Source organism: Rhodococcus sp. H36-A4, from assembly GCF_027158005.1.
Taxonomy (GTDB): Bacteria; Actinomycetota; Actinomycetes; order Mycobacteriales; family Mycobacteriaceae; genus Rhodococcoides.
In genome coordinates this window covers 128,245-154,998 of sequence record NZ_JAPVLQ010000002.1, presented here as the reverse complement: position 1 = coordinate 154,998, position 26,754 = coordinate 128,245, and the positions used below count along the sequence as shown (strand labels likewise).

Sequence of the window (26,754 nt, the reverse complement as noted above, 5' to 3'; positions counted from 1 at the left end):
TGTGGCGCGTCGGGCCGCCATAGGATCCGGTCGTGATCGGAAGACGGACGGGCATAACCGCACTGGTGGTGGTGTTGATGGCTCTTGCTGCTTACGGACTGCAGAGCACTGCGACACCGCGCGATGCTGGAGTGGTCGGTTCGGCGGAGGCGTTCGTATGCGCACTTCCGCAAGACGTGGGCGGATTCTTGACACCGCCTTCGCCCTTCTCGAGCCCCGGACGGGTGCGTCCGCCGCCCGGCACGGTCCCCGACACGTTTACCCCGGTGATGGCCGTGGTGTGTGATATTGACCTGGGAAACCACGTGGCTGCGGACGGAACAGCGACATACGTCGAACGGCACTACACCGGGGACTTCGATTCGGCGATAGAAGCATTGAATGCACCGTCGGCAGGGCGATCGATGTTCTGTGGTACTTACGGCGTGGCCGCACCGGTCGACATGTGGCTCGTCGACGCGGACGGGCGAGCTATGGAACCCTCGTACCCACTCAGCGACTGCGGAATCGACAACACCCTCGGGTTGTACGAGATCGGGAAACTGGACGAAACCGCTGCTGTCGAGCACAGCGTACGCATCGATGCCGCCGGAATCTCCCGGTTCTTCGACTGCTCGCCCGTATCGAGGGCCCTGACACCGGGGCCGGAATCCCTGACCGAAATTCCCTGGCTGCCGTCGGGATTCTGCCGCTTCGATACCTCGGGTGCTGTCCCATTGTTCTTGGGTGCAGATCGGTACGACGTCCAATCAGATCCCGACGCGTTCGACGTACTTGGCGATCTGGCTCCGGCAGCGCCATGCGCCCAGCGCGCTACTTCGCTCGTCACGTTCTCGTTGTCGCCCAGTCCGGTATCGAACACTGGGGAACCCCTGGAAATCCACGTCGAGCTCGACGGGTGTCGTCGAATCCTCTCGGATGGTTACCAGTCTCTTTCTGCGCCAACAGAATTCGTGGATGCTCTCGCCCTTGCGGCAGGATGACTCATCTGGAGCCACGTCTTCGGAGCCGTCCATAACCTCCCCGCGAGGAGTATCTAGATATTGGGCGACCTTCAGCGCGGCGCGGGCGTGGTGAGGCCGAAGTCCATGCTGCCGTCTGGATTGACCTCGTAGATCTCGACGCCCTCACTCACATTGGCCTCATCGGTGCCCTTCGCGACCGCCATCTTGGCGCTGGCATTGCGCATCATGTCCACGACCAGCTCAACCGCCTCCGCAGGTGAAAAATGCTTTCGCACAGCATCAGTCACGTCTTCGCTTATGAATCCCGGCTGCCAGACCATCGCGTCGGTCAGAGCCAACGCAGCCTTGTGACGGCCGGATAGGTTGCTGTCCTCGTAGCTGTCGACTTCGGAGTACATGGACTCGTCGCCTCCGGCGGCGAGTGCCGACCTGATACGAACCGACTTGCAGATCCGGCAATTGTGCTGGCGGGCCTCGCGCAGCCGGACAAGTTCGGTCGTCACCGGGTCCAGACCCCGCACCCGAGCCACGCTCGCCAGGAACTCGTCGACCAGTGGCATGAGATCGTCCGCTGATTCGTTCCACTGGGCCGGCGCGCCCCAGCCGTCGGCGGCCGGCGCGAACAATTGCTCGAGCGCGCGGCGAACCCGCGGCGCCCAATCGGCGACATACATGGCCGTCACCAATGCGCCGGTCCGATCGCCGAGTGCATCCACCAGCGCGGTGCGTGCCGCACCGTCGATGGCCGATACGTCGATGCTGAACTGTTCTGCGAACTCGAGCGCGATCTGCGCGCCGGCATCGAGACTCGTGGTGGCCGGCATTCCGGTGTATGGGTGTGGCAGCGGCGGCAGCGAGACTGCGCCGGCGCAGACCGTGCGCACCAAGGCAGCCAGCGGCTCGGCTGCGACCGGCGGGTTCAGCGCGATCAGGTCTGCCAACCGCGCCGCCACCTCGGGCGCATGACGCTGCAGAGCATCTACCGCGGTCATACTGGTCCAGTCGCTGTTCGATGCTGCGCTCACAGCAGCCACATCCCTCATCAGTAGATTCCCGGACAAATAACGTGACCTAAGCCATACCATGTTGGGTCAAATTCTCCGGCGCCGGATTCCGCAACGGGGGCCGTCGACCCTGCCTGCCTACCCAATTATCCGAGAGCAGCCACTCTGTGGGGCACTGCTGAGCGCCCCGGGTGACCCTGTGTGGTTCGCGAACACCGTCCTGCGGGGTCCGGTGATCCGGGCGGGTGCCAGTGCGCACATGGGTACCGGTCCGCTGCCAGGTCGCGACGCGGCTCGACAGGTCAGCGCGTTACCCCGGTCATCACCCAGGGTCATCAATTGAGGTGGGTACACCCGATTCCGGTCAGTGGGACAAAGTGTGCGCTGAGTCACCGGTAGGTGAGCATCATTGGTCCGTTCAGCCCTCCCCGGGTCGAGCCACGCTGGTTGTCATGGGTCATCGCCAGTGAGCGCAACTGACCACTCCTGGAGGAGAATTCATGACCGTTCACGGTGTGATGGGCCCGATCGATGTCTCTGAGCTCGGCCAAACACTGATCCACGAGCACGTTGCGACGGCCGACTGGTCGATGCGCATGGCATTTGGTGACCAGTACTACGAACACGACGTCGTGCTCGAGAAAGCGGTAGAGCAGTTCAATCGCGCGAAGGCCTGTGGGATCCGGACGGTGGTGGATGGCACCCCGGTGAATATGGGCCGCGACATCGCGCTGATCCGTGAAGTCGCAGAACGCACTGGGCTTAATTTCATCGTTTCCAGCGGCTTCTACTACCAGGATGAGGTGTATCTGAACTGGCGCACCGAGGACGAGATCTATGCGCTGATCAGCGGGGAGTGCCGTGACGGCATTGGCAAGACCGGCGTCCGGCCCGGGATCATGAAAACTGCCTGCGCCGACGCCGGCATCACGCCGATCCTGGACAAGGTCTTCCGCGCCATCGGCCGTGTAGCAGTTGAACAGAGGCTGCCGATTTTCTCCCATCATCATGCGCACCTCGGTAATGGCGATGAGATCATGGACCTATTCGAAAGCGTCGGCGTAGCGCCGCACCAAGTAGTGCTCGGGCACAGTGGGGACACCGACAATACCGACTACTTGGAGCGCATGCTCGAACGTGGCTGCTACCTGGGCATGGACCGCTTCGGATACTGCGACGTCGGACTCGGCTTGAAAGATCGGGTGCGGATAATCGCGGAGTTGTGCACTCGAGGTTACGGAGACCGGCTACTGCTCTCCCACGACCTTGCGGCCTATTTCGCAGTGTTCGGCTCCTGGGACGATTTCAAGGCGGACCGGCTACCCGTCGGAGCCGATTTCACCTTCATACACACCGAAGTGCTACCAGCGCTCGAGGCTGCCGGCGTAGACCCAGTACAAGTTGCTGCGATGATCGAGCGCAACCCCATCGATTTCCTCGATGTCCGGTGAGCTGGCCGGGCGCTACCCGTTCTGCCTGCTGCCCGGCGTAGCGCGGGCTCGGGAACAGGACGCGGTTCGCGTGTCCGCCGAACCCAGGGCACATCAGAGCCTGCACTAGACCCAGTGCGATTCAGGACTGGTCCAGGTCAAGGTATCGACCGAACCGGGGAAAGTCCTTTCGAGTCGACATTCCTACACGAGCAAAGACATGGTGATGCGGATGAGCCAAGAGTTTGATGAGCAGTTCGATGTGGTCGTGATCGGAGTCGGCGCTGCAGGCGCTGCAGCAGCGCTATCGGCATACGAGTCCGGTGCGCGGGTGCTCGTGATAGACAAGTGCGGCGAGGATACCGCTGGTGGAAACACTCGGATCTCTGGCAGTGGTTGGTTCATCAATAGCGACCCCGAACGGGCGGCAGTCTTTCTCCGAGCCCTTGCCGACGGCTACTCGGTCGCCGAAGACGTAGTCGAGACCTGGGCCGCCGAAACGGCGAAGAACTCTGACTGGATGCGCAGTCTTGGTGCACAGGTCGCACAGAACGCTGACCACCACACGCAACCGGAATACGTCGGCGTCGACGGCGCAGACTGCTACGCGGGCATGGACACCGTGGGCGGCCAGATGGGCAACTTCCTGCTCTACGATTTCTTCATCGCAGCATTGGTGGACCGCGGCATCGAGGTCCGATTCTCCACGCGTGCTACCGAACTCATAACCGACGTACGTGGTGCGGTCGTGGGAGTGGTTACCGAAGCAGGTGGGCAGTACTCCCATATCGGAAGTGTCGGAGGCGTGGTGCTGGCGACGGGCGGCTTCGCGGCGGACCCGCAAATGGTGCGGGACTACTTGCGACTGGTCGACCCCCCGCTGTGGGGGTCACCCAACGCCACAGGTGACGGGCATCGCATGGCGCAGAAGGTAGGTGCGGACCTGTGGCATATGGACAACATGATGACCATCACCGGCATTGATTGCGGCTCCAGGCTCGGTCTTTACCTCGCCCTGTGGGCTGGTCGAAACTATCTTTTTGCCTCGCTCGAGGGGCGACGGTTCATCGACGAGATTGCGCAGAATCGGCACGGCCACATTAGCCGTAACGGCAGCTTCGAGCATTTCCCTCTACAAAAATTCTATCTTGTATTCGACGAGCGTATGCGATCGTCGGGTCCTCTGAGTCCGGGACGTGAGATGCTCCCAGTGGGCTGGAAGGTCCTGATGGACAAGGGAACACAGTGGAGCGCCGATAACATGGCCGAGATCGAGGCTGGCATCATCAAGCGCGCCGCTACGATCAGCGATCTTGCGCGGCTCGTAGGGATCGATCCCAGCATTCTGGAGACCACAGTGGCCCAGTACAACGCCGCGTGCGAAAAGGGTCAGGATGACCACTTCGGGCGTTCGCGGGAGAGTCTCGCCCCGGTCTCGGAGCCACCGTTCTACGTGCTCGAGGTAGCGCCCCTCCTGGGATGGAGTAGCGGCGGACCCCGTCGTGATGGACGTTCCCGCGTGGTCGATCCCTCCGGTGCAGTGATCGACGGGCTGCATGCCGCGGGCGAGGTAAGTTCGACTTACAGCTGGCGAAAAGATGGTGGATTCCACATCGCTGACGCTCTTGCATTCGGTCGAGTTGCCGGCCGTGAAGCCGCTGGCCACTCTGTTCCCAGCGAGAGCAGCCCTAGCTAGGCGCTAGTCGATGATGGATATGGTCGGGTCAAGGCCGCCCGGCTGATGTGCGGTGTCAGTTGACGCAAGGGCCCCTTATCGGCCCGTGCGTCGAGCCTCACGTCCGCGGACCACATGGCATCGAGATCGTCGATCAGGCCGTCGTCGACTTCAGCCTGCGCAGTTTTCAAGACGCACAAATGGTTCCGAGAAGCCGATGGTGATCGCCCCGGGTTACGGTTGCTCACGTGGAGCTGACACGACGCGAGCGCTCGAAGCTCGGCGCACTCGGGGTTGTGGTTGCAGTGGGGATCGTCTTCATCACTGTGCGGGTAGCCCTCGAGGAGCCCGCATCTGCGGGTGGGCCTCCTGAGCGCTCGGTGATCGATACTTCCCTTGCCGAGCGGCCCGAGCAAGCGATACACCTGGATCCGCACGTGTTGTCCGACAACGGTAGCGACGTGCTGCTCGCCATGCCCTACAAACTCGACATGTACTACGGCTACGGTGGGGTTCTGGGCGGAAACGACGTGGTGGTCGCCGCTACCGGATATCCGCTGCCGACAGCGGATCTCGGCTCCGGCGCGGGTGTCGGGCCGGTGACTCTCGTCGGTGTGGATACGGCGGATGGGTCGCCACTGTGGAAGACGATCGTGGGCAGGGTGTCCGCCTGTAGCGACACGGTCGAGTCGGTGGTCATCGCTTGTTGGTCCGACCGTCGAATTGTGTTCGTCGATACCTCGGACGGAACGCTCCTGTCCGACATCGGAACCGAATTCGATGTGATGAATGTTCGCTTCGTGGACGACAATGTCTACGTGGTGGGAAATTCCGACCGGAGTCCGATACTGACGCGTGGAACGGCGACGGACATCTCGGCTGACTATCTCCGTACCTTTCCAGCGTCCGACGACCTTGCTTACGTTGCCCCACTCCCGGAGTTCGGCATCGCAATGACCACGTATCGAGGAAGTGGAGGCGCGCAGTACACCTCGACCGTGTACGACCTCGATACCGGCGCAGAACGCTTCGTGTACGAGGGTGACTCATTGCAAGCGCTGAGCAAGGACCTGTTCGTCTCTACGGTCGGCATCCAATCGGGCTCGGCTGGCACGCAGAATCTCCTCGATGGGGAAGGCGAGCTGATCCGCGCGATCCCGATCCCCTCGGCGGTGGTCGGTGGATATCCGAGCCTGCCGTCCACGTCTGTTCCAGTCTTCGCTGGTGACGGTGCGTACGACGCGGTGACCGGCGCGGAACTGTGGCGAAACCCCCTCATGGTCGAGGGGATGTTCGCGAAGGAGTCCGCCGTCGTCGCGGTGGTGGGACGCACGGTGGTCGTGGCCGATCCCGACGGCCGAACCATCGTCGGCCTCGACGTCGACACCGGCGAACAGCGTTGGCTCACCCCCTGGCAGGACGCCTACTGGGTGAGAGGGGGTCTCACCGATGGCGAGTACTTCGTGTTCGGGGACTACACCGGAACCCATGCGCTCCGAGTCCGGGACGGTGCAATCATGTGGTCGCTCCCGCTACCGGACGGCGCCGACCCTCGGGTGGTGCAGGTGGGACCCGGCGGTGGCCACGTCCTCGTATCCTCGGCCACACAATTCACAGTTTGGACGTGACCCTTATCCTCGAGCGGACTGATGCCATGGGGCCGGGGTGAAGCTGTCGGGATCGGCCATTTCCCAGTCCGCTGCCCATGAGGCCGGCGGGTCGTTAAGCAGCACTTCTGGTGCGAGCCATTCGTAGATCTCCGCGTACGACTGCTGGCTGATCGGACCAATTCGCTTGCGCAACATGTACGGCGTGAGACCGGAGGGCTCACTGACGCCCATCGATGCCATGATCTTCGACGCTTGGGCGACGGTGGCCTGCTGGTATCGGAGAACTCGAGTGCTTTTGTCGTCGACGTCGAGCGCCCGTGCGCGCTTGGGGTCCTGAGTGGCAACTCCCACTGGGCATTTGTTGGTGTGACACCGCTGCGACTGAATGCAGCCGACAGCCATCATCATCGCGCGCGCAGAGTTGGTGTAATCGGCGCCTTGGATGAGCCGCTTGACGATGTCGGCTCCGGTGGCGACCTTCCCGCTTGCCCCGACCCGAATCTGCTGACGCAGGCCGCAACCCACCAGTGCATTGTGCAGTGTCATCAACCCGTCGGTCAGCGGAAGACCGACATGATCCTCGTACTCCAGCGGGGCCGCGGCGGTACCTCCCTCAGCCCCGTCGACAATGATGAAATCCGGGGCGATGCCCTCCTCGAGCATCGCTTTGCAGAGTGCCAGAACATCTACTCGCGAGCCCACGCAGAGCTTGAACCCGACAGGCTTACCATCGGCGAGCTCACGCATGCGCCCGATGAACCGGATCAGACCACGCGGGGTGGAGAATTCCTTGTGCGCCGCTGGACTGACGCATTTCTCCCCTTGTGGGACACCCCGATACTCGGCAATCTCTGCGCTGACCTTCGCCGCGGGCAGCACGCCACCGATCCCCGGCTTCGCACCTTGACTCAGCTTGAGCGACAAGCATTTCACTCGATTGTCAGCGGCCTTGCGGGAGAACTGATCGGGATCGAAGCGGCCGTCCTCGGTACGGCAACCGAAGTAACCCGAACCGATCTCCCAGACGACATCGGCGCCTCCGAGATGGTATGGCGTGAGGCCACCCTCGCCGGTGTCATGAGCGAACCCGCCGCGTTCTGCACCGGCATTGAGCGCCTTCAGCGCATTGGCAGACAGCGCACCGAAACTCATCGCCGATACGTTCAACAACGCCATGTCGTAGGGGTGCCTGCAGTCCGGACCGCCGATGCGTACGCGCGGTGGAGTGTCCGGAACCTCGACGGGAGCTGTGGAGTGGACGAGGTGCTCGTATCCGGCAGCGTCGATATCGCGCTCGGTTCCGAAAGAGAGCTCGGCGGCAGTTCCCTTGGCGCGCTCGTAGATCAGTGACCTCTTGTCACGATCGAAAGGACGCCCGTCGAAGTTGCGCTCGATGAAGTATTGCTGCAGTTCTGGGCGGACCATCTCGAGCAGGTACCGCAGGTGGCCGAGGATCGGGTAGTTACGCAGCACCGAGTGGCGTTTCTGGACCAGATCGTAGATGCCGATCGCAACGATCACGGTGAAGACGACCGCTGCAGTGATCCACCAGAGTGAGCCGAACACCGCCACAACCACCGACCCGATGGCAAGCAAGACCGGTACGCCGACCAACAGAATTCGCATCATCGGGCAGAGCTCCGCACTCGGGCCGGATCCATCTTCATGGCGGTCACCGGTTCGGCCCATCGTCGCCGGCGCAGCCCTATTCGAGAAACTCCGCTGCGTTGATCCTGCCTCTATCTACGAGCGACGTTACTCCGCGACCCACGCGATATTTCCCGATCGACTCGCCTTGGACAGCGGGTACCGAACTGGGCTACCCACGACTGCGGGGACATCGGAATCAGGATGCTTGACGCAGTTCCATCTCCGCGACGCACTGGCACCCGCCGGTGACCTCGGAGCAGTCCAGAACCAGGTAGTGACGCACGTACTCGATATCGATACAGCCAGGCTCGGTGCACTCCGCGAGGCCCGAGGAGTGGATCACCAGCGTGCCGTGGCAATGGTCGACAGCCGCAGTGCAGTCTCTGCAGAACATGGTCGGTGCTCCTTTCGTCGGTGTTCTCTATTGGTATCACCGGCCTACGACACGGCCGGGAGAAGTGGGGTGTGTTCCGAGGGCTGCCCGTAAACGCGTGGACCGGTGAACCTGTCGCGCACTAGCATCGGCCCATGGCAACTCCACATTCCAAGGTGTACTTCGGCGACCGCATCATCGACGCGCAGGACGCGACCCTCGGAGTAGCCACCTCGGCAGTTCTGTACGGATTGAGCGTTTACACCGTCTTCCCGGTCCAGGTCGACGGCGAAACGCGGACGGCTTTTCGACTACGCGATCACTTCCAGCGGCTCCTCGAGTCGTGCAAGATCATCGGTATCGATCGGTTCGCGGACGAGTGGGATTTCGACCGGTTCCTTGCTGTGACGCGTGAGCTGGTCGCCGTGAACGCGCCGGACCGCGAGGTCTATGTACGCGCAACGGTCCACGTCGACGAGCAGATACCGGGAACACGGGTGCGCGGCCTGCACACCACGGTGTCGATCTTTCTGTACGACGCGGTCCCGATCGTCCCGCAGGACGGTATGCGTCTGAAAACGAGTGTGTGGCGTCGTATACCGGACAACGCGATTCCCTCGCGCGCAAAAGTCAACGGAGCCTACGTAAATTCGGTTCTGGCCAAACAGGATGCGATCGACAGCGGCTTCGACGATTGCATATTCCTCGACATCAACGGCCACGTGTGTGAGCTCAGCGCCGCGAATATCTTCCTCGTTCGCGGGGGCACGCTGATCACACCGGACGTAAGCTCGGACATTCTCGACGGGATCAACCGTCGTACGATTCTGACTCTCGCTCGCGAGGAAGGGATTCCGGTGCAGGAGAGGGTGGTCGATCTTACCGAGCTCTATATCGCAGACGAAGTATTCGTCTGCGGTACGTCGGCCGGGGTTGCACCCGTCTTTCACATCGACGGCCGGGCGGTGGGAGCATCGATGGACATAGGGCCGCTCTCGGCGATGTTGCGCAAACGCCATCACGACGCGCTCGTCGGCGATGCTGTTCATGGCTGGGTCACCGTTCTCTGACGGTTACTCCTCCGCTCGGAGATCGCGCCTCACCCGTTACAGATGATGCGGTAGGCCCCGGACATCCATAGCGTCGAAGTGAACGGCTATCACTTCTACTCTTACGGAATCGACTATGGGAACAGTTCTCGGCGACCTACTGCCACTGGTGATCGGTATAGCAGTCTCCCCGGTCCCCATCATCGCAGCGATCCTGATGCTGCTGGGTAAACGCGCGGGCATCGCCAGCATCAGCTTTGCTATCGGGTGGATCGCCGGAATCGTTCTGGCAACGACGATCTTCGTTTTGCTGGGGGGCGCGGCGACCGGATCCGAGGACGGGCCGTCCACCACATCGTCGTGGATCAAGCTCGTCGTCGGTGTGTTGTTACTCGGGGTCGGTATCCGTCAGTGGCGCGCTCGTGGCGGGGAACACGTGACACCGAAGTGGATGTCGGCCATCGACGATATGACCGCAGTCAAAGCGCTCGGAGTCGGCTTCGCGCTGGCCGCGATCAATCCGAAGAACTTGCTGATGTGTATCGCCGCAGGCGTCACTATCGGAGGTGCCACCCTCGATTCCGGACAGACCGTGGTGGCTGTGGCCGTGTTCTCGGTTCTGTCGGCCTCGACGGTTGCGGTTCCGGTGATCGCCTATCAGATTGCGGCACAACGACTCGAGGCACCGCTTGCCTCCCTCAAAGAGTGGTTGCAAGCGAACAATACGGCCGTCATGAGCGTGCTGATTCTGGTGATCTCGGCGGTACTGATCGGCAAGGGGATGGGCGGGTTGTTCTGAAGTCCCACATAGGGTGCGTCGTCAGCGTTGTGTCCGAGTACCCGAATCGAGGAGCACTGCGGCGGCTGCCTTTGCGGCGAGAGCAGATTCGGGCGACTCCGAGATGGCTGCGGTCGTCTGCGCACCCTCGACGAGTAGTGCGATCTGTAGACCGAGGGTTTTCGGGCCGCCGGCTTCGACGGCCAAATCGGTGACGTATTCGACGAATTCACGCTTGTGACGGTGCGCCGCATCGGCTACCGCGGGCATAACGGTCCCCAGTTCGCCGAACGAGTTGATGAACGCACAGCCTCGAAAGTTGTCCTCACGAAACCAGGCGTCGAGGAAGTCGAAGATGGAAAGCACTTTGCCGCGTGCGGATTCGTGCTTGGCTGCCGCGGCAGCAATTCTCGCGTTCCACATGTTGGTTCGGCCGTCGAGTACCCGAGCGACGATGTCGGCTTTCGACGGAAACAGCGCGTACATGCGTTTCAGGGAGATTCCGGCCGCGGCTCGCAGTTCATCCATGCCGACGGCATGGACGCCGCGTGCATAGAACAATTCGTCGGCTGCGTGCAGGACGGCGGTCCGTCCACTGTCCGGTTCCATCGTGACCAACTCCTTGCGCTGAGAACCAACGTTCTCCACAGTAGTCGAAAACGGGAGAACGGCCGTGCTCCCACGTGGGCTGATCGGCGAGGAGCGCATCCGCGCGCCGACCTGATCAACGAGCACAACGTAGCCTGACCGAGTCCGTGCGAAGCGAACAGTGGAAGGCTCCGTAGATGACCGACTCCGAGGTGCCGAAAGCGACCGTCGTGACCTCCGAGTCGGTACGCCTCGGCGTGCTCCTCGCCGCGGTCGGCGGGTTTCTGGACGCCTACACGTTCGTCACTCGTGACGGTGTGTTCGCCAACGCGCAGACTGCGAACGTCATCCTGTCCGGGATCGACATGGCGTCGGGGCAGTGGCGATCCGCGCTCGGGTACCTTCCGCCCCTGGTGGCGTTCGTGCTCGGGGTCTTCACCGCCGAGTTCATTTCCAGGCCGGTCGTCGCACGTATCGTTCGGCGCCCTGTCCGGGCTGTCCTCATCATCGAGATCCTGGTAATCGCGATCATCGGCTTTCTGCCCGATGCGGTACCGAATGCCTTTGTCACAGTGCCGATTTCATTCGTTGCGGCGGTGCAGGTGACAACGTTTCGAGTGCTTGTCGATTCTGCTTACAACACCACGATGACCACCGGAAATCTCCGCAGCCTATCTCAGGCCCTGTTCCATCGAATCGCCAACGGTGACAAGGCAGCCGGTACCCGGTCCGTCAACTTCGGCTCGGTGATCCTGGGCTTCGTCGCCGGTGCGATTCTCGGCGCCGGGCTGTCGGAGGTACTGGAGAACAGAGCAGTCTGGGTGGCCGCAGGAATGCTCCTCGTGGCGTTGCTGCTCTTCGTGATCGACGAATGGCGCGTACCGCGCGTCGAGCATCCTCGCTGAGCAATTCAGGCTGAGCAATTCAGGCTGAGCAATGTACTCCCCTTGTAGGGATCCGAACCCCCTGCAGGCGGTTCGGATCCCAAATCGGGGAGTACATTCACGCTGAATCGGCGTGAAGCTAGACGACGACCACGCCGTCGGAGTCGCTGTACACAATTTCACCCGGATTGAATGTAATGCCACCGATTTCGACCGGTACGTTCTTCTCCCCGGATCCGGTTTGCGTGCTCTTGCGCGGGTTGGTGCCCAGCGCTTTGACGCCGATATCGAGTGTGCGGAGGATCGCCGAATCGCGGATCGCCCCGTTGACGATTATCCCTGCCCACCCGTTGGTGACACCTCGTCCAGCGATGATGTCGCCGACGAGAGCGGTGTGAATGCCGGCATCGCCGTCGACCACCAGAACACCGCCGTTGCCGGGTTCGCCGAGGGTCTGCTTGACGAGCAGATTATCCTGGAAACACTTGATGGTGGTGATGGGGCCAGCGAACTCCGAATGCTTGCCGAACTGGATGAATTGCGTGTCGCAGCTACGGATTTCGGGCCCGATCTCGTCGGCCAGGTCTGCAGTTGCCTTGAATTCGACGGAAGTCATGGCAAGTAGCCTAGTCCAGTCGGCCGTGACGCCTTTCGTAGTCCTCGCGGGTGTGATCGATTTTACGTTGAGTATTTGCGTTGAGAAGCTGTGGATCCAGATCGTGCACCAACAACCGGTGGCGCCGGTAGACGTTCATCAACGCGATCGCGAAATAGACCAGCGGAATGAACAGCAAAGCCATCATCGCCAGGCCGATCCACAACGGGCCGGGCAAGAGCAGAAACAGACACAGCAGCGGGATGATCGGCAGCGAGAACCGGATCAGATAGCGGGCCTGAGCGCCATTTCCGACGAGGTCCTCGCGAACCCAATCGTGCATCGGCGGCGGAAGCACTCGGCCCAGCTGGTAACCCAGGTACTGCCAAAGATTCGGCTTCACAAGTCTCGACCTTACGCCTGCACTTGTTTGGCAACTGCGGCCCCGATGGTCAATGCCACCAGGTCCTCGGCGAGAGCAGCAGCCAGCGGCGGAATCCGCGTCGACGCCCACCCCCGATACGCGTGACCTGCATACGAACCGGCGACAGCAGACAACCCGCCGATGATCGCTGCCGGAATCGCGTCCTCGTCGCGACGTCGTGCGATCGCGAATGCCGCCCCGCCACCGGCAACAATCCGACCCCCGAGAGCGGGTGGGCTCAGTCTCGATCGCGTCGACGGCAATTTGTCCATCACGATCTCACCGGCAATCGCGAATACGGACGCGCCGACGGCCAGGGGTCTGTACTCGGTCCCGCCGAACAGGGTCAGCAGACCGGCGCTGATTCCTACCGAGCTACGGAAACCACTCGCCTTGCCGATGGCGGCGGACAGCATCGCCGAGCGAACCGTCAATGTCATCACTGGAGTATCCGCCCATGTGTGCCACCGAGACCAGTGAATGTCGGTGGATTCATGTTGGTTGTTTGCGTCTTCGGTGCCCCGAATGTGTGCGCTGGGCGCAATGCCATCGCCTCGGACGCACATTCTGGGGGTAAATCTTTTATTTTCCGTCGGCGTTGGCGACTATCACGTCACGCAGATACTGGGCCAACCCAGGTGCGATGTTCTCATAATGATTGGTGAATCTTTCGTCCGCCAAGTACATTTCGGCTAGATTGACCTGCATTTCGTAACCGCAGTCGTAGTAGCGTGCGATACTCGCGCGATGCCGCTCTGCCAGCACATCGGCGTCCGCCGATCCCGGTGCGGTACCGGCTGCGAGGGCCGCCGCAAGATCGAGCTCCATCGCGTCGGTCTCGTCCTTGATCAGTTTCCAATCGTCCTTGGTGAACTGCGCGGTACGTGACTGGGACTGCTTCCACTGCTCTGTTTCTCCCCAGCGTTCCTCGGCTTCGACGGCGTATTCGTCACCGAGCCAGTCGTCGCCGAAGACCTCGCGCTGTTCCTGCGGTGTCAATTGAATTCCCACTTTCTTCGCCTCCATCATTTTGTCCACGGCCGCAGCCATCTGGTGCAAGCGTTCGATCCGCTGGTCCAACAATGTGCGTTGACGGCGTAGATGTGCCATCGCGTCGACCGTCGGATCGTCCAGAAGGGCGGAGATGTCGTCGAGCACGAACCCGAGTTCGCGGTAGGTCAACACCTGATGCAACCGCTCGACGTCGACCGCCGAGTAGCTGCGATAGCCCTTGGGAGTGCGCCCGGACGGCACCACGAGTCCGATCTCGTCGTAGTGATGCAGTGTTCGGACGCTGATCCCGACGAGGCGGGCGACCTCGCCCACCTTCATTGTTTCTGAATCGCTCACAAAGGACACTGTGCAGCCTCCCGTGACGTGAGGGTCAAGTCCTCAGCGAATCACTCTTTCGCATCCACCGGTCGGAACGCCCGCGAACCGCTGCGTGATCCAGTCGAATGCGCCTGGCCGTCCGCCACCCTCGGCTGCCGAGTGATCGCCGGGGATCTCCTCGAGATGCACCGACGCGCCTGCAGCACACCATTGGTCCTGGACAGCTTCCGCGCCCTCCTTGGGGATCAAATTGTCCTGCAAGCCCTGGTAGATGTACACAGGCGCCTCGGGCGCGATCTGGCCCATGCGATTCTCCTCGATCACTGTCCGGGTGATCGGATGGTTGAACACGTCGGGAACGTTGGAAAGGTTCTGCTGATCGAACAGCAGCAAGCCGCTGTAGGACAGCACATCGACGCACTGATCTTTCTGCACCAGTGCCAATCGCTTGCCGTTGTCGTTGGCCAGCGTGCGCATCTCCGGGTACTCCCTGGAAAGCCCGATGGTGGCCGCGGTGAACAGACCGGACCCGATTCCGCCATTGAGCGAACGCTGCAGAATCTTGTAGTCGGTCGGCGGCCCACCGAATGCGACGCCGACGATATCGAGCTCCGGCGCGTACTTCGGCGCCAACTGAGCGGCCCACCCCGACGCTATTGCTCCACCCGAGTAGCCGGTGATGGCAACCGGAGCATCGGACTCGACGCCCACGCTGTGCGATGCGCGGAGACCGTCGAGCACTGTGTGGCCGGCGACGAGTCCGGCGGAGTAAGCCTGCCGCGGGCCCTGGTAGTCGGTGACCACGACGGCGTAGTTGCGCGCGAGCAGCTCTTGTATTCGATCGAGCTCCTTGTTCGTACCTCGCGGGAGCGTGTAGGAGGGCGCACACGCGTTGCCGAGTGAATCGGTCGCCTCGTTGTATGCAACGACCGGACGCGGGCCGTCGCCGGTCCACGGGCCGTCCGGGACGATGACCGTCGTCGCAGCGGCGATCGGATTGTTTTTCGAGTCGGTGGATCGGAACAGCACCTGCGTCGATGTCGTACCCGGTTGCACTGCAACGCTTCTGGTTCTCAGGACCGCCCCGGGCTCAATGGTTTCGTAACCGCCGGGTGGGGCGAACCATGAATCTTCGAGCGGCGCGGGCAAGTATGCGGACGGATCGGCAGGGGGAGCGATGATGTCGCCGACGGGATCTGCTGTCGCCATCGGTGTGAAAGCGAGCATCAGTGCTGCTGCGCCTGCCAGAACGTAAGTCCTACGCATGAAGTCCCCACCCTGATCGTCTTCGAGCGCCCCGACGCCTAGGAAAGACCGTTCCTCATGGTGCCATACATCGCGGCGCAACCCCGAGGGTGAGCAAAGTTTCCACTTGCACGCAGTGTGGGCGGGGTCCCATCCCCAACAAGTAAGCAACTGGAACACCACGCCCACTGCCCTAGGTGCTACGAGCCACCGACCAGGTACGTTAGGTGTAACTCCAAGAACTACTCACCAGTAGGGGTATCGATATGCCAGCTCCGTCCACTGCGACCTTCTCCAGGCTCGCTGAACTGATCGCAATTCCGAATGCCGCCGACCGCCCGACGAAGTCGATCACCGAGGTGTTCACCGGCAAGGAACTGGCGACCATCCCGGTCGGTACCGCCGCCGACGCCACCGATGCCATCGCGCGGGCTCGCATCGCGCAGAAGGCGTGGGCGAAACGCCCGGTGTCCGAGCGAGCGGAAATCTTTCACAGGTACCGTGACCTGGTGTTGGCGCATCGTGACGAGCTGATGGATATGGCTCAGGCCGAGACCGGCAAGTCCCGCGCCGCCGCTCAAGAAGAAGTACTGGACATCGCGATGACGTCACGGCACTACGCCCGTGTGGCAGCCAAGCTCCTGGCGCCCAAGCGCGTCACCGGCATGCTCCCTGTGCTGACGAAGACCACCGTCCACTACCAGCCCAAGGGCATCGTCGGCGTCATCTCGCCGTGGAACTACCCGATGACTCTTGCGGTATCCGATGCCATCGCAGCCCTGCTGGCAGGCAACGGAGTCGTACTCAAGCCCGACTCCCAGACGCCCTACTGCGCCCTCGCCGTCGTCGAACTGCTCTACAAGGCAGGCCTGCCGCGTGACCTGCTCGCCGTTGTTCCCGGGCCCGGCTCGGTCGTCGGTACTGCCCTCGTCGAGAACACCGAGTACCTCATGTTCACCGGATCCTCTGCGACGGGCAAATTGCTTGCCGAGCAGGCGGGGCGTCGGCTCATCGGTTTCTCCGCCGAACTGGGCGGCAAGAACGCCATGATCGTCGCCCAGGGCGCCAACCTTCGGACCGTATCCGACGCGGCAGTGCGCGCCTGCTTCTCCAACTCGGGCCAGCTGTGTATCGCGATCGAGCGGATCTACGTCGAGAAGTCGATCGCCGCCGAGTTCACCGCCACATTCGGTGAGCGCGTCCGCAACATGTCACTCGGCGCCGACTACGAGTTCGGTATCGAAATGGGGAGCCTCGTCTCCGAGGACCAGATCAAGACCGTCTCGGCGCACGTCGACGATGCCAAAGCGAAGGGCGCCACAGTGATTGCCGGCGGCAAGGCGCGGCCCGACGTCGGCCCGCTGTTCTACGAGCCGACCGTACTCACCGGCGTCACCGACGAAATGGAGTGCGCCGCGAACGAAACTTTCGGCCCACTCGTGTCCATCTACCCAGTCGCCGACGTCGAGGAAGCCATCGCCAAGGCCAACGACACCGATTACGGTTTGAACGGCAGTGTCTGGGCCAAGACCAAAGCGCAGGGTGAAGCGATCGCCGTGCGTCTGCACTCGGGAACTGTCAATGTCGACGAAGGTTACGCCCCCGCTTGGGGAACAACCGGCGCGCCGATGGGCGGCATGGGAGTCTCCGGCATGGGACGCCGTCACGGACCGGACGGGCTGCTCAAGTACACCGAGTCTCAGACGGTCGCGACGACGCGGCTGCTCAACCTCGGTGGGCCGCGCGGAATTTCGCCGAAGCTCTGGGCGAAGATCATGCCTGCGTTCGTGAAGGCTCTGCAGTACATCCCGGGTCGGTAGTGCTTTGTGCTGACCTTGCACCCTTTTTGTGAACCGCGCGCCCTCGATCGGACGCGAATGTGGCACGCAGGTCGGTAAAAAGGGTGCGAGGTTCGGCCCGGACTCCTGGCATTGGGATTCGGGACAGAAGATGTCGTACGGCAAAGGGCCCCACACCGGATGATGTGGGGCCCTTTGTTATTGGTGAACTAGTTGACGCGCTGGCCGTTCGGTGCCGAACTCACGTAATTCTGGTGAGGGTCGGGGATGTGACTGTCACCGAGTACCCGTGCAATCTGGTCCTCGCTGAGACCGAGGCGACGGAGTCGCTCGCACACCGCATCGAAATCGAGCATTTTGGCGTCGAGTTCCTGTTGCAGAGTAACGACCTGAGCGCGAATGGTCTCTGCCTCGTCGAGAGCCTCCAAGGTGCCCTTGGGCTCGGGGAGCAGCAGGTTCAGTAGACGATCGCGGGCATCGACGCTCAGACCTGCGAACGGTACCGATCCTGCCGGCGCCTCGTGGCGGCCAGTGACGTCGTGCTCGTCGACCTCTGGTGCCAAGTATTCGCGAGCCGTACCGAACGACGGGATCTCGGCGGTCTGCTCACCGGGTTCAGGAGCCTGTGCGATGTCGATCGTCTGACGTAGCGGACGATTCGGGATCAGCAGCACTGCGATCAACGTGATGAGTGCAACGAATGCGGCGATGAGGAAGATGCGTCCTGTCGCGTCACCGTAGGCGGTACGAATGACCAATGCGACCGGTGGTGGCAGGACGTCGAGATCCAACGACGATCCGCCGCCCGAGGTGTCGACCCCCAGTTCGGCCAGACCGGACGCGGACTTCTCGGCGACGCGGGTGGCCAGGAGCGATCCGAGAACGGAGACGCCGATTGCGCCACCGAAGGTTCGGAAGAACGCCACGGTCGACGAGGCAGCCCCAATATTCTGGACGCTGACCGTGTTCTGGACGGCGAGAACGAGGTTCTGCATCAGCATGCCGGTACCGAGGCCGACGATGGTGGTGAAGATACCGACTGTCCACAAACTGGTTTGATGGTCGATGGTGCCGAGGAGAAAGAATCCGATGACCAGTAGTACCGAACCGGCGATGATGAAGGGCTTCCACTTCCCGAACTTGGTGATCAACTGCCCGGATCCGACCGAGGCGACGAGCATGCCGAACACCATTGGGATAGAGAGCAATCCGGCATCGGTAGGGGAGTAGCCGCGTGCGGTCTGGAAGTACTGTCCGAGGAACGTGGTAGCTCCGAAGAGGCCGACGCCGACTGCGATGGACGCGATGATTGCCAGCCCGGTGGTGCGCTCGGTAACGATCTCGAGCGGGATGATCGGTGACGAGTGTCGTGATTCGACAAAAACTGTCAGCACGAGGAGTAGTAGGCCACCACCGACGAGCATTGCGGTCTCACGCGAGAACCAGGCGTAGTAGTCGGCCTTGCCTGCGAACGAAACCCATACCAGGAGAACGGATACACCTGCTGTGAGGAGGAGTGCGCCGAGCCAGTCGATGGAGACGTTCTGCTTGCGGACGGTCTGGATGTGCAGGGTCCTCTGCACCAAGACGAGGGCAACGACAGCCAAGGGTACGCAGACGAAGAAGCACCAGCGCCAGCCGAGGGGGCTGTCGACGATGATGCCGCCCAGGATCGGGCCGCCGGACATGGCCACTGCCATGACAGCACCCGTGTAGCCGGAATACCGGCCACGGTCACGTGGGGAGACGATGGTTCCGATGATGGCGATGACGAGTGCCGTCAACCCGCCCATGCCGATGCCCTGAACTACGCGGGCAGCCAACAAGACCGGGACGTTGTGTGAGAAACCGGCCATGATCGAGCCGAGGACGAAGATGATGATCGCCGACTGGACGAGCACCTTCTTGTTGAAGAGGTCGGCGAGCTTGCCCCAGATGGGGGTCGACGCGGCGTTGGCAAGTAGTGCGGTAGTGATGACCCACGCGTACGCAGTCTGCGAACCTTCGAGGTCACCGATAATAGTGGGCAGTGCAGTCGCGACGATGGTCGTACTCAGCAGTGCGGTGAACAACGCGGCAAGTAGACCGGTGAGGGCTTCGAGGATCTGCCGGTGGGTCATCGCGTCCGGATCGGCCGCGGCCTTGGTTGGCGGAGCGTCGGTACCTGTGGTCATAGGGTCATCTCGCAATCAATTTCAAGTGCGCTGCGTCATGCTGGACGAGCGCGTCTTCGGTAAAGGTGTTGTTGAGCCGGCGGATCGAATGGAGTGCGTCGAGTGCTTGGCCCTCACTCCAATCGCACAGCAACTCCCGTAGTCGCCGGGCGCGGCCGTCCCAGATCGCCGTCAACTTCTGCCGGCCTTCTGCCGAAACACACACACGTGAGGCGCGTTTGTCGTCGGGGTCGGGCTTTCTGTCGATAAGTCCTAGCTCGACGAGATCTGCGATCTGTCGGCTGAGCGCCGACTGGCTGACACACAGTCTGTTGGCGAGGTCGGTCTGGCGGCACTCACCTTCTGTCGCGAGAATGGTAAGTACTCCAGTCAAGGCTTGCGGCAGAGGCGAGCTTTCATCTCCGGTGGTCACGGCCCGTCGCAGAGTGCGAGCGAATAGGAAAACCTCTTCGACGAGCGCTTCTGCTGTGGTGGTGGCTACTGCCATAAGTGCTCCAACGGTTCAATGTCAATTACTTGCTGTATGCAACCATATAGATAAGTACTTGAGGTAAACAACTGTTTTACCAATATTGTTCGTCACAGTTGCGTGAAAGTGTCCGGTTGCGCACCGGACCGAGACCGCCCACCGCTATCGGACCGTTCGTCCTTGTCTCTGTCACAATGAGGTACGTTGCTGCGGACGAGGGGGTCGGCCCACACATTTCGGGCTGTAGTAACGGAACCCTCTCGTACGAAAGGCCCTCCCGAGTATGCGCTCGTTCGCCCGATGGTGGTCTCAACCCGCCGACCACACTTGGACAGTGGAATCCCGGCGCTCCAATCCGCTTCTGCGGCACGCCCGCATCGCGCTGGGAACCTGGTGCTGGCTTTATACCGTGTTGTGCGTTCTGGCGACTTTCACTCCAGCAGGAGTGCCCGACGGGTTGGGGCGGGGCCTGGCCTACTGCCTCGCGGCCATCGGAATAGTGCTCGGCGCATTGTGGGTGCGCGGACCCTGGCCAACCCAAACCTACTCACGTGTGTTCGTAGCCGTCATCGAAGTGGGAATTGCCGCAGCGCTGCTGATGCTCGCCGACCCGTTCGTTGCGTTGCCGTGCGCGGCGGGACTTGCCGTGAACGGTGGCTATATCGCCGTCTTCCACAGTCCCAAGATGATCGTCGCCCACCAGGTTGGGTCTGCAGTAGTAGTAGGTGTCCTGTTTGCGCGGGCACTGGCCGAACCCGGTGGGGACGCCGTCGTAGCGTGCGCATATCTCGTTTTGTTGATCTTGTTGTTGTTCTCTGCGCCCACGTTCTCCTATGTCCTGTTGCTGGTGCTCCGCAGGGAAGCGTCGAAGGCGCTCTTCGATCCATTGACCGGACTCCGCAACAGGCGAGGGCTCGCCGCTGCGATCACCGAGATCGGCGATCGGGTGGGGGTGGTGACGGTGATGGTCATCGATCTCGACGACTTCAAAGCCGTCAACGATCGACATGGCCATGCTCACGGTGACGCCGTACTGCGCACCGTCGCGAATGCGATTTACGCGGCGTTCGGCCCTCCGGCTGTCACTGCCCGAACCGGTGGTGAGGAATTCGCCGTAGTCACTCACATCGACCCGGCCGACGTGATCGCGCAGGCCGACGAGTTGCAGGCACGCTTGGCGCCAGAATTGCATCCGGGAGTTACCGTGAGTATCGGAGTGGCGCACACCGACGCGTCTGATCTCGTCGCCACGTTCGACACGGTCTACACCCGCGCGGACACCGCGATGTATGCAGCCAAACACGCAGGTGGCGACACCCTCTTCTACCCCCACGACTGTGAGTACGCGTCGGAAGACAGAAGGTGGCCGGCGTCGACGACGCCCCCGTCGACCGAACTGCGGAGCCTCGAAGAGTGATGGTGCGAACTCGAGGCATGATCAGTGCGTGGGCGGACTTCAAAACAACGATCTCGAGCAGTTCCTGAGGGAGCGCCTCGCATCTGCCCACGCGGCATTGGAGAACATCGACGAGGCCCGCTTCATGGCCGACCCCGCCGCCGCCATCGACCATGTAAGCACCGAGTTCGCCCTCGAACCCCTGGGCGTACCCCGTCGCAGTGAGCTCTCCGAAGCCCGACCGGGTGATGCCCTCGTCCAGACAGCTGACGGCGAATCCCACCACCGACCCCGGGTGGTCGTCGACATCGCTGTCACCGGCCCGCATTTTCTGTGGAACTACCGCCCCACAGACTCACCGCCCTTTCATGCGAGTGTTCACGGAGTAATCTCGCATCATCTGTTCCGTGCTGGGCCGCTGTTCGTCCTGACGATCTCGGGCGATCATCTCCGCGGTGACGACGTCGACGCCGCCATCACCGCGACCCTTACCCAATTGACGACATTGGCCGATCGCATCAACATTGCAACCCGCCGCTGGCACATCGAATTACGCGCCCACCTCGACGCCTCTGCTCGACAACGACAGGCCGGCCGCGACTCACGTCGAGAGTTTCTCGAACACCTTCGTCGCCAACACTTGTAGTCAGTGCCGGACGATCATGACCGGCACTTCGGCGGTATGCACGATCGCGCGGCTGGTCGAACCCAACAGCATGCCCATGTATCCACCCCGCCCGCGGCTACCGACCACGATCAACGACGCTTGGTCGGCGTGCTCGAGCAGAGAGTTCACCGGACGGTCCTTCGACACCACCGCACGTACCTTCACATCCGGATACCGATCGGCGTAGCCGGCGAGCTGCTCGGAGAGCACCGCACGCTCCGCCTCTTCGATCGACACCCAATCGTCCTCGAACCACGACGCCAACAGCACGTCCGAAAAGGCATGCACTGCAACCAAGTCAACCGAGCGCAGTGACGCTTCCTCGAACGCGGCCGCCACTGCCGGGACACTGTTGTCGGTGCCATCGACTCCGACCACTACCGGGCCTGCGCTGGCGTTCGACTGTGGCTTGCCGCCGTGGATTACCACTACCGGACACCCCGCATGCCCGATCAGCGCCGAGCTCACCGAGCCGGCCAACCCAGCGGTCAGCTCTCCGAGCCCACGTGTGCCCGTGACGATCGTTGCGGCCTGCTTCGAACACGCCAGCAACTCCGCCGCCGGCATTCCGGTGACTGCCTTCGTGTCGATCACCAGCGCGTCGTCACCGAGTTCTGCGCGCACCCGCGTGAGAGCCTCGTGCAATACGTTTGTCGTCAACTGGCGCTGGTCGTCGTAGAACTCCTGCGGCAATGGCACCAGAACACTGAGAACACCGGGTGAGACCGGCGTGACCGACACCAGCAGTAGCGGCAAGCCACGGCGCTTCGCGGCGTTCGCTGCCCACACCGCCGCGTCCAGCGAGGCAGGCGACCCGTCGACTCCAGCAACCACAGGCAACACAGTGCTCATAAGGTTCTCGCTCCTTCATAGCTTCACTCGGCGCCGTGTCCCAGCCCCCGACTGGACCAGGTGTCACCGACACCGCTGTTCCTCGACCCCGATATATGGGCTTTCGGACACTTCGAGCCTAGCCCTTCAGTTGCACTCCAGGGTCGCGATGAAGCAGCTATGTGAGCAACGGAACCGGCGAGATTGCCGGTGCTGTAAAACTTTTCGTGTAATCCCGAAGCCGTGGTCATGCTGTCGTGGCGAGAGCCGCCGCTAGACCGAACACGACGGCAGTGACGCACACGTGCACAGCCGCGCGGACGATCGACTCATCTGCCTTCGTTCGATGCGCTGCGGCAGAAACGAGCCAGGTCAACCGAATTCGGCGTGCGAGCACTACGAGAAGAATCAGCACGACGGTCTTCGCCAACACGATGCGTCCGTAACCGGTGTCCAACAGAGCGCCGAACCCGCCGATCCTGACCGCTGCATTCACCGTCCCACTCACCGCCAATATCCATACCGACCACCAGGCGAGCCGCGAGTAGATCGGAAGCGTCGTCGCCCATGCGCCCTTCGCCCGAAGAGTCGACGCCATTGCCGCCAGAACCCCGAGCCATACCGCGGCAGCAACCGTGTGCACCGCGGCGAACAATCCGCCGAACAACTGCTGTGACATATGACCGGTGATCGGCCGCGCGACGAGCGCGATCACGGTGAACACCACGATGGGAATCGGGGATACATCACTCCCGCGTCGATAGGCGAGCAGCGCGTAACCGGACACGATCGCGGTGCACAACACCGTCACGACTCCAAGACGACCGACGGTGATATCGGTGAGATAAGTACCGAACTGGGCCATCGGAAGCCCAGTGATGCCGCCGCCGAAAGACTCGGCGGCGGCATCGACCAACAATGCGACTTCCGCGACGGTCCACAGACCCCCGACGGCAGCGACCTGCCGCCATACCGTGGGCCTGCTGCGCACCGGGAACAGTTCGGTGCGCAGCAGCGCGAGACCCAATGCAGTGGCTCCGAGGCAATCGGCGAGCACCCGGACCACTGCCGACGGATCGGGGCCCTCGGGATGGGCGAGCAACCAGGCCGCACCCACCCCGAGGATCCCCGACACCGCCGCTGCGAGCATCCACCTCCGGCGGAACTCGCGCACTACGCTCAGCTGTCTTCCTTCGGCTTCCGCTCGTCCTTCGGCTTCCGCTCGTCCTTCGGCTTCCGCTCGTCCTTCGGCTTCCGCTCGTCCTTCGGCTTACGCAGTGCGTAGGCGAGAGCACCGCCGAACACCAGCCCACCGACAATCAAGAACGGCCACAGCGGAACCCCGTCGGACTCCGAAGATGCATCGGCACCCGCATCGGCGTCTGCGGCCGCACCAGGTGTGCCCGATCCCTCCTGGGTGAGGGTGAACGTACGCGTCCCACTGATGGGATGACCATCGGCCGAGGTCACCCGGTATGCCACCGTGTACTGGCCTGCCGGACCGAGCTCGCCGACGTCGACGACGATGCTTTGCGCCTCGATCCGCGGATCGCCCTTGGACCACAAGTTGCCATCGGGCCCAACCACATTGAGCGTCGCGAACTGGGACTGCGGCGTCTCGTTGAAGGTGACGGACACCTGAGCAGGTCCCGCTGCGATGTCGGCACCTTCCTCAGGGCTCGATCCGGTGACGATCGAATGCGCCGACGCGATCGGTGCGCCGAGAATCAGTGCCGACACCGCGAGCAAGGCAACGACGAGCTTCCTCATGACCGGCGTCCCCGCACTGCTGCACCGATTCCGAGCGCCGCGCCGAGCGCACCGAGAACGAGTGCGACACCTGCCAGCCAACGGGCCGTGTTGTCCGACCCCGACTCGGTGCTTGCTTCCGCGGTGTCCGAGCTGGTCTCCGCCGCGCTTGCCTGTCCGTGCCCGTCGCCGGAGGCATCAGCGGCCGCGAGAGTCACCGACGGCGCCGGGTACTCCGGCTCGCTGCCGTCGGCAGCAGGCTCCTCGTTCCAGGCAACGACCTTGCCGTCGGTGTAGGTCTGCGTCGCCGGGAAACTGACCGTCTCCTGCTCCGGCAGTGGGCCCGCAGAGAGCAGGAACTGCTGGAACTGTCCCGGACCGACCTCGGAGCCGGGACTTGCCGTCCAGGTCACGGCAGTGGCGAGACCTTCAGGGTTCTTGTCGACCGTCGACGTCCATCCCGGAATGGGCTGTGTGCGTGCCGAGTTCAGACCCGGCAGCTCCACCTTCACCGACGTCGTTGCTGCAGTGTCGGATTCGGTCGGAACACGGAACGTCAGAACTGTGTACCCGCCCTGCTCGGCGCCCGGCGCAACAACAGAAACGTGCGCGGAAGCCGCGCCTGTCCCGACTACCAGTGCCAACGAAGCGGCGCCTGCAATGATCGAGGCACGACGAATGAAGCTGTTCATGGAGGATTCCTTCTCGAAAGGGTGTGTGGCCTATCTCTTCGACTCGCTTACCGCAGCGAATCGGGTGGCCCACGCCTCGAGATCGACGTCGTGAATCGGTGCTGCGGAGACAGCTCGAACCCGACCGCCCCGACGTACCCACCGGCTGACGTATCGGGAAGGGGGAGTGGTGGGTCGAGAACTGCGCGCACGATCGAGGTGATCGGCCCGTACAACCTCTCGGCCGTGCAGACGAGAACTGCCGCAAGGGTCGAGGCCGCAAGGTGGAAGGCAAGCATCGACGCACTCGGGAGCACCGAGTGGTTGTGCGTCATCTCCTGCGGGCTTCCGGCCGCGAGCGCCAAGTGAGCGGCGAATTGCCCGATCATCAGCCCACCGAGAAGGCGGACCATTCCCGGCGCGGGCATCGTCGCGAGCGCACCCACACCCACACCGACGACCAACAGGAACATCAATGCCGACCCGCTCGGATAACCGCCGCCCGCGCCGCCGTGGGCCGCGACGGCGAGTGTGACCGTCAAGGCACCGACAGCTCCGCCGCGAAGTGAGGCTGCCGGTGTGGTCATCGGGATCGGTGAATTCGGGTGCTAGCGGACGCCGAGGCGGGCGAGCAGGTCTGCTTCGATGCCGTCGAGTTCGGCCGAGATCGCATTGTGGGCAGCTTTGCGACGCGGTGCCGGCATCTGCTCGGACGTGCGCACAGCGGTTCCGAGGTCGGTGAGTCGCTGGGAGATGGCGTCGGCGAACTTGGTCGTCTCGGCATCACCGGAGCCGGAGGTGACCTTCTCCAGCGACTTCTCGGCACCGGCGATACGGGCGCTGAGCTTGGCACCGTAACCGGTGTACTGGCCGAGCTCGGCAGGATTGATGCCGAGCTGCGAGGCTTTACGTTCGTCGAGCTTGCCGCGTACGAGGGCTGCACCCCGGTAGACGATGGGCGTCAGTACCGGAATCAACACCCGCGCAATACCGATGTACTTGCGGACCTGAGCCGCCGAGAACTTGCCCTGCATCGCAGCTTTCTGCTGCGCCTTCAAGGTCGCAACCTGAGCCTTCTCGACGTTCTTCGAGGACTTGGCCTCCACCGCGTTCAGCTTGCCCTGTGCCTTCGCGATCGACTTCAGCTGCTTGCGTTCGTTCTTGGCGCCGAACTTCGCTTCCAACGTCGCTTTGTGCTTGAGCGCCTTGGCTTCGGCCTTACGAGTGGCACGACCCTTGCGCTTACGGAACAAACCCATCGACAAGGCCCCTTACGTCAACTTCGGCGGTTCGGCGCGGCGCGCGCACAATTGCTTGACACAGCCTATCGGTACGGATGGCTCCGAGAACATCTGCGCCCCGCACTTCGCGCAGCTTCGTCGTCGCTCGGTGTCAT

General features: G+C 62.5%; 27 protein-coding genes. 10 read left to right on the top strand and 17 right to left on the bottom strand.

Going from position 1 to position 26,754, the window contains the following annotated elements:
* Positions 1 to 32: 32 nt before the first annotated feature.
* Positions 33 to 983 (top strand): hypothetical protein, encoded by a 951-nt coding sequence (locus tag O1W68_RS05595; protein WP_269301924.1) that lies wholly within the window; start codon positions 33 to 35, stop codon positions 981 to 983.
* Positions 984 to 1,054: 71 nt separating this feature from the next.
* Here the strand turns inward: O1W68_RS05595 and O1W68_RS05590 are convergent, their stop codons facing one another.
* Positions 1,055 to 1,990 (bottom strand): carboxymuconolactone decarboxylase family protein, encoded by a 936-nt coding sequence (locus tag O1W68_RS05590; protein ID WP_269301923.1) that lies wholly within the window; start codon positions 1,988 to 1,990, stop codon positions 1,055 to 1,057.
* A 479-nt stretch (positions 1,991 to 2,469) separates the two neighbouring features.
* Between O1W68_RS05590 and O1W68_RS05585 the strand changes: the two genes are divergently transcribed.
* The 3 genes from O1W68_RS05585 (at position 2,470) to O1W68_RS05575 (ending at position 6,702) form a co-directional block, all read left to right on the top strand.
* On the top strand, positions 2,470 to 3,420 hold the full coding sequence (locus O1W68_RS05585; protein ID WP_269301922.1) for a phosphotriesterase family protein: 951 nt from the start codon (positions 2,470 to 2,472) through the stop codon (positions 3,418 to 3,420).
* Positions 3,421 to 3,631: 211 nt separating this feature from the next.
* On the top strand, positions 3,632 to 5,095 hold the full coding sequence (locus O1W68_RS05580; RefSeq protein ID WP_442972289.1) for an FAD-dependent oxidoreductase: 1,464 nt from the start codon (positions 3,632 to 3,634) through the stop codon (positions 5,093 to 5,095).
* 227 nt (positions 5,096 to 5,322) lie between these two features.
* A complete protein-coding gene (locus tag O1W68_RS05575) occupies positions 5,323 to 6,702 on the top strand; it encodes an outer membrane protein assembly factor BamB family protein (RefSeq protein WP_269301921.1) in 1,380 nt (459 codons plus the stop codon).
* Between the two features lie 3 nt (positions 6,703 to 6,705).
* Here the strand turns inward: O1W68_RS05575 and O1W68_RS05570 are convergent, their stop codons facing one another.
* Complete coding sequence (locus tag O1W68_RS05570) at positions 6,706 to 8,313, bottom strand: FMN-binding glutamate synthase family protein (RefSeq protein ID WP_269301920.1); 1,608 nt, start codon at positions 8,311 to 8,313, stop codon at positions 6,706 to 6,708.
* 217 nt (positions 8,314 to 8,530) lie between these two features.
* Positions 8,531 to 8,728, bottom strand: a complete 198-nt coding sequence (locus O1W68_RS05565; protein ID WP_269301919.1) for a hypothetical protein — start codon at positions 8,726 to 8,728, stop codon at positions 8,531 to 8,533.
* A 134-nt stretch (positions 8,729 to 8,862) separates the two neighbouring features.
* Here O1W68_RS05565 and O1W68_RS05560 point away from each other — a divergent pair, with 134 nt between their 5' ends.
* Both O1W68_RS05560 and O1W68_RS05555 read left to right on the top strand, forming a co-directional pair.
* Positions 8,863 to 9,777: an aminotransferase class IV gene (locus O1W68_RS05560; RefSeq protein ID WP_269301918.1), complete on the top strand. Its 915-nt coding sequence runs from the start codon at positions 8,863 to 8,865 to the stop codon at positions 9,775 to 9,777.
* A 115-nt stretch (positions 9,778 to 9,892) separates the two neighbouring features.
* Complete coding sequence (locus O1W68_RS05555) at positions 9,893 to 10,555, top strand: GAP family protein (RefSeq protein ID WP_269301917.1); 663 nt, start codon at positions 9,893 to 9,895, stop codon at positions 10,553 to 10,555.
* 21 nt (positions 10,556 to 10,576) lie between these two features.
* Here the strand turns inward: O1W68_RS05555 and O1W68_RS05550 are convergent, their stop codons facing one another.
* On the bottom strand, positions 10,577 to 11,143 hold the full coding sequence (locus O1W68_RS05550) for a TetR/AcrR family transcriptional regulator (protein ID WP_269301916.1): 567 nt from the start codon (positions 11,141 to 11,143) through the stop codon (positions 10,577 to 10,579).
* Between the two features lie 176 nt (positions 11,144 to 11,319).
* On the opposite strand from O1W68_RS05550, the gene O1W68_RS05545 reads away from it, so the two are divergent.
* Positions 11,320 to 12,027 (top strand): YoaK family protein, encoded by a 708-nt coding sequence (locus O1W68_RS05545; RefSeq protein ID WP_269301915.1) that lies wholly within the window; start codon positions 11,320 to 11,322, stop codon positions 12,025 to 12,027.
* Between the two features lie 118 nt (positions 12,028 to 12,145).
* On the opposite strand, the gene rraA is transcribed toward O1W68_RS05545, so the two are convergent.
* From rraA to O1W68_RS05520, 5 genes are all read right to left on the bottom strand, one after another.
* Positions 12,146 to 12,622, bottom strand: a complete 477-nt coding sequence (gene rraA / locus O1W68_RS05540; protein ID WP_084348200.1) for a ribonuclease E activity regulator RraA — start codon at positions 12,620 to 12,622, stop codon at positions 12,146 to 12,148.
* A gap of 10 nt (positions 12,623 to 12,632) precedes the next feature.
* Entirely contained in the window at positions 12,633 to 13,004 is a 372-nt protein-coding gene (locus O1W68_RS05535) for a DUF5313 family protein (RefSeq protein ID WP_269301914.1), read from the bottom strand.
* An 11-nt stretch (positions 13,005 to 13,015) separates the two neighbouring features.
* A complete protein-coding gene (locus O1W68_RS05530; protein ID WP_269301913.1) occupies positions 13,016 to 13,465 on the bottom strand; it encodes a hypothetical protein in 450 nt (149 codons plus the stop codon).
* A 142-nt stretch (positions 13,466 to 13,607) separates the two neighbouring features.
* Entirely contained in the window at positions 13,608 to 14,357 is a 750-nt protein-coding gene (locus O1W68_RS05525) for a MerR family transcriptional regulator (RefSeq protein WP_269302800.1), read from the bottom strand.
* 60 nt (positions 14,358 to 14,417) lie between these two features.
* Positions 14,418 to 15,623 carry a lipase family protein gene (locus tag O1W68_RS05520; protein WP_269301912.1) on the bottom strand — a complete coding sequence of 402 codons (1,206 nt, stop codon included), beginning with the start codon at positions 15,621 to 15,623 and terminating at the stop codon, positions 14,418 to 14,420.
* A gap of 245 nt (positions 15,624 to 15,868) precedes the next feature.
* Between O1W68_RS05520 and O1W68_RS05515 the strand changes: the two genes are divergently transcribed.
* Complete coding sequence (locus tag O1W68_RS05515; RefSeq protein WP_269301911.1) at positions 15,869 to 17,422, top strand: succinic semialdehyde dehydrogenase; 1,554 nt, start codon at positions 15,869 to 15,871, stop codon at positions 17,420 to 17,422.
* Between the two features lie 188 nt (positions 17,423 to 17,610).
* On the opposite strand, the gene O1W68_RS05510 is transcribed toward O1W68_RS05515, so the two are convergent.
* On the bottom strand, positions 17,611 to 19,521 hold the full coding sequence (locus O1W68_RS05510) for an MDR family MFS transporter (protein WP_442972304.1): 1,911 nt from the start codon (positions 19,519 to 19,521) through the stop codon (positions 17,611 to 17,613).
* 58 nt (positions 19,522 to 19,579) lie between these two features.
* Positions 19,580 to 20,062 carry a MarR family winged helix-turn-helix transcriptional regulator gene (locus tag O1W68_RS05505; RefSeq protein ID WP_269301909.1) on the bottom strand — a complete coding sequence of 161 codons (483 nt, stop codon included), beginning with the start codon at positions 20,060 to 20,062 and terminating at the stop codon, positions 19,580 to 19,582.
* Positions 20,063 to 20,378: 316 nt separating this feature from the next.
* On the opposite strand from O1W68_RS05505, the gene O1W68_RS05500 reads away from it, so the two are divergent.
* Both O1W68_RS05500 and O1W68_RS05495 read left to right on the top strand, forming a co-directional pair.
* Complete coding sequence (locus tag O1W68_RS05500; protein ID WP_269301908.1) at positions 20,379 to 21,461, top strand: GGDEF domain-containing protein; 1,083 nt, start codon at positions 20,379 to 20,381, stop codon at positions 21,459 to 21,461.
* Between the two features lie 28 nt (positions 21,462 to 21,489).
* The gene (locus tag O1W68_RS05495) at positions 21,490 to 22,086 is read left to right on the top strand and encodes a hypothetical protein (protein ID WP_269301907.1); all 597 of its coding nucleotides are present in this window, start codon (positions 21,490 to 21,492) and stop codon (positions 22,084 to 22,086) included.
* Here O1W68_RS05495 and O1W68_RS05490 read toward each other — a convergent pair whose 3' ends face one another.
* The 6 genes from O1W68_RS05490 to O1W68_RS05465 form a co-directional block, all read right to left on the bottom strand.
* A complete protein-coding gene (locus O1W68_RS05490) occupies positions 22,087 to 22,959 on the bottom strand; it encodes a universal stress protein (RefSeq protein ID WP_269301906.1) in 873 nt (290 codons plus the stop codon). It abuts the gene before it with no gap.
* A gap of 226 nt (positions 22,960 to 23,185) precedes the next feature.
* Positions 23,186 to 24,112, bottom strand: a complete 927-nt coding sequence (locus O1W68_RS05485; RefSeq protein WP_269301905.1) for a CopD family protein — start codon at positions 24,110 to 24,112, stop codon at positions 23,186 to 23,188.
* 5 nt (positions 24,113 to 24,117) lie between these two features.
* The gene (locus O1W68_RS05480; RefSeq protein WP_269301904.1) at positions 24,118 to 24,708 is read right to left on the bottom strand and encodes a copper resistance CopC family protein; all 591 of its coding nucleotides are present in this window, start codon (positions 24,706 to 24,708) and stop codon (positions 24,118 to 24,120) included.
* A complete protein-coding gene (locus tag O1W68_RS05475) occupies positions 24,705 to 25,379 on the bottom strand; it encodes a YcnI family copper-binding membrane protein (RefSeq protein ID WP_269301903.1) in 675 nt (224 codons plus the stop codon). Before O1W68_RS05475 ends, O1W68_RS05480 begins: the two co-directional genes overlap by 4 nt.
* 47 nt (positions 25,380 to 25,426) lie before the next feature.
* Entirely contained in the window at positions 25,427 to 25,945 is a 519-nt protein-coding gene (locus O1W68_RS05470) for a hypothetical protein (protein ID WP_269301902.1), read from the bottom strand.
* A gap of 21 nt (positions 25,946 to 25,966) precedes the next feature.
* Complete coding sequence (locus O1W68_RS05465) at positions 25,967 to 26,617, bottom strand: DUF6474 family protein (protein ID WP_269301901.1); 651 nt, start codon at positions 26,615 to 26,617, stop codon at positions 25,967 to 25,969.
* Positions 26,618 to 26,754 lie beyond the last annotated feature (137 nt).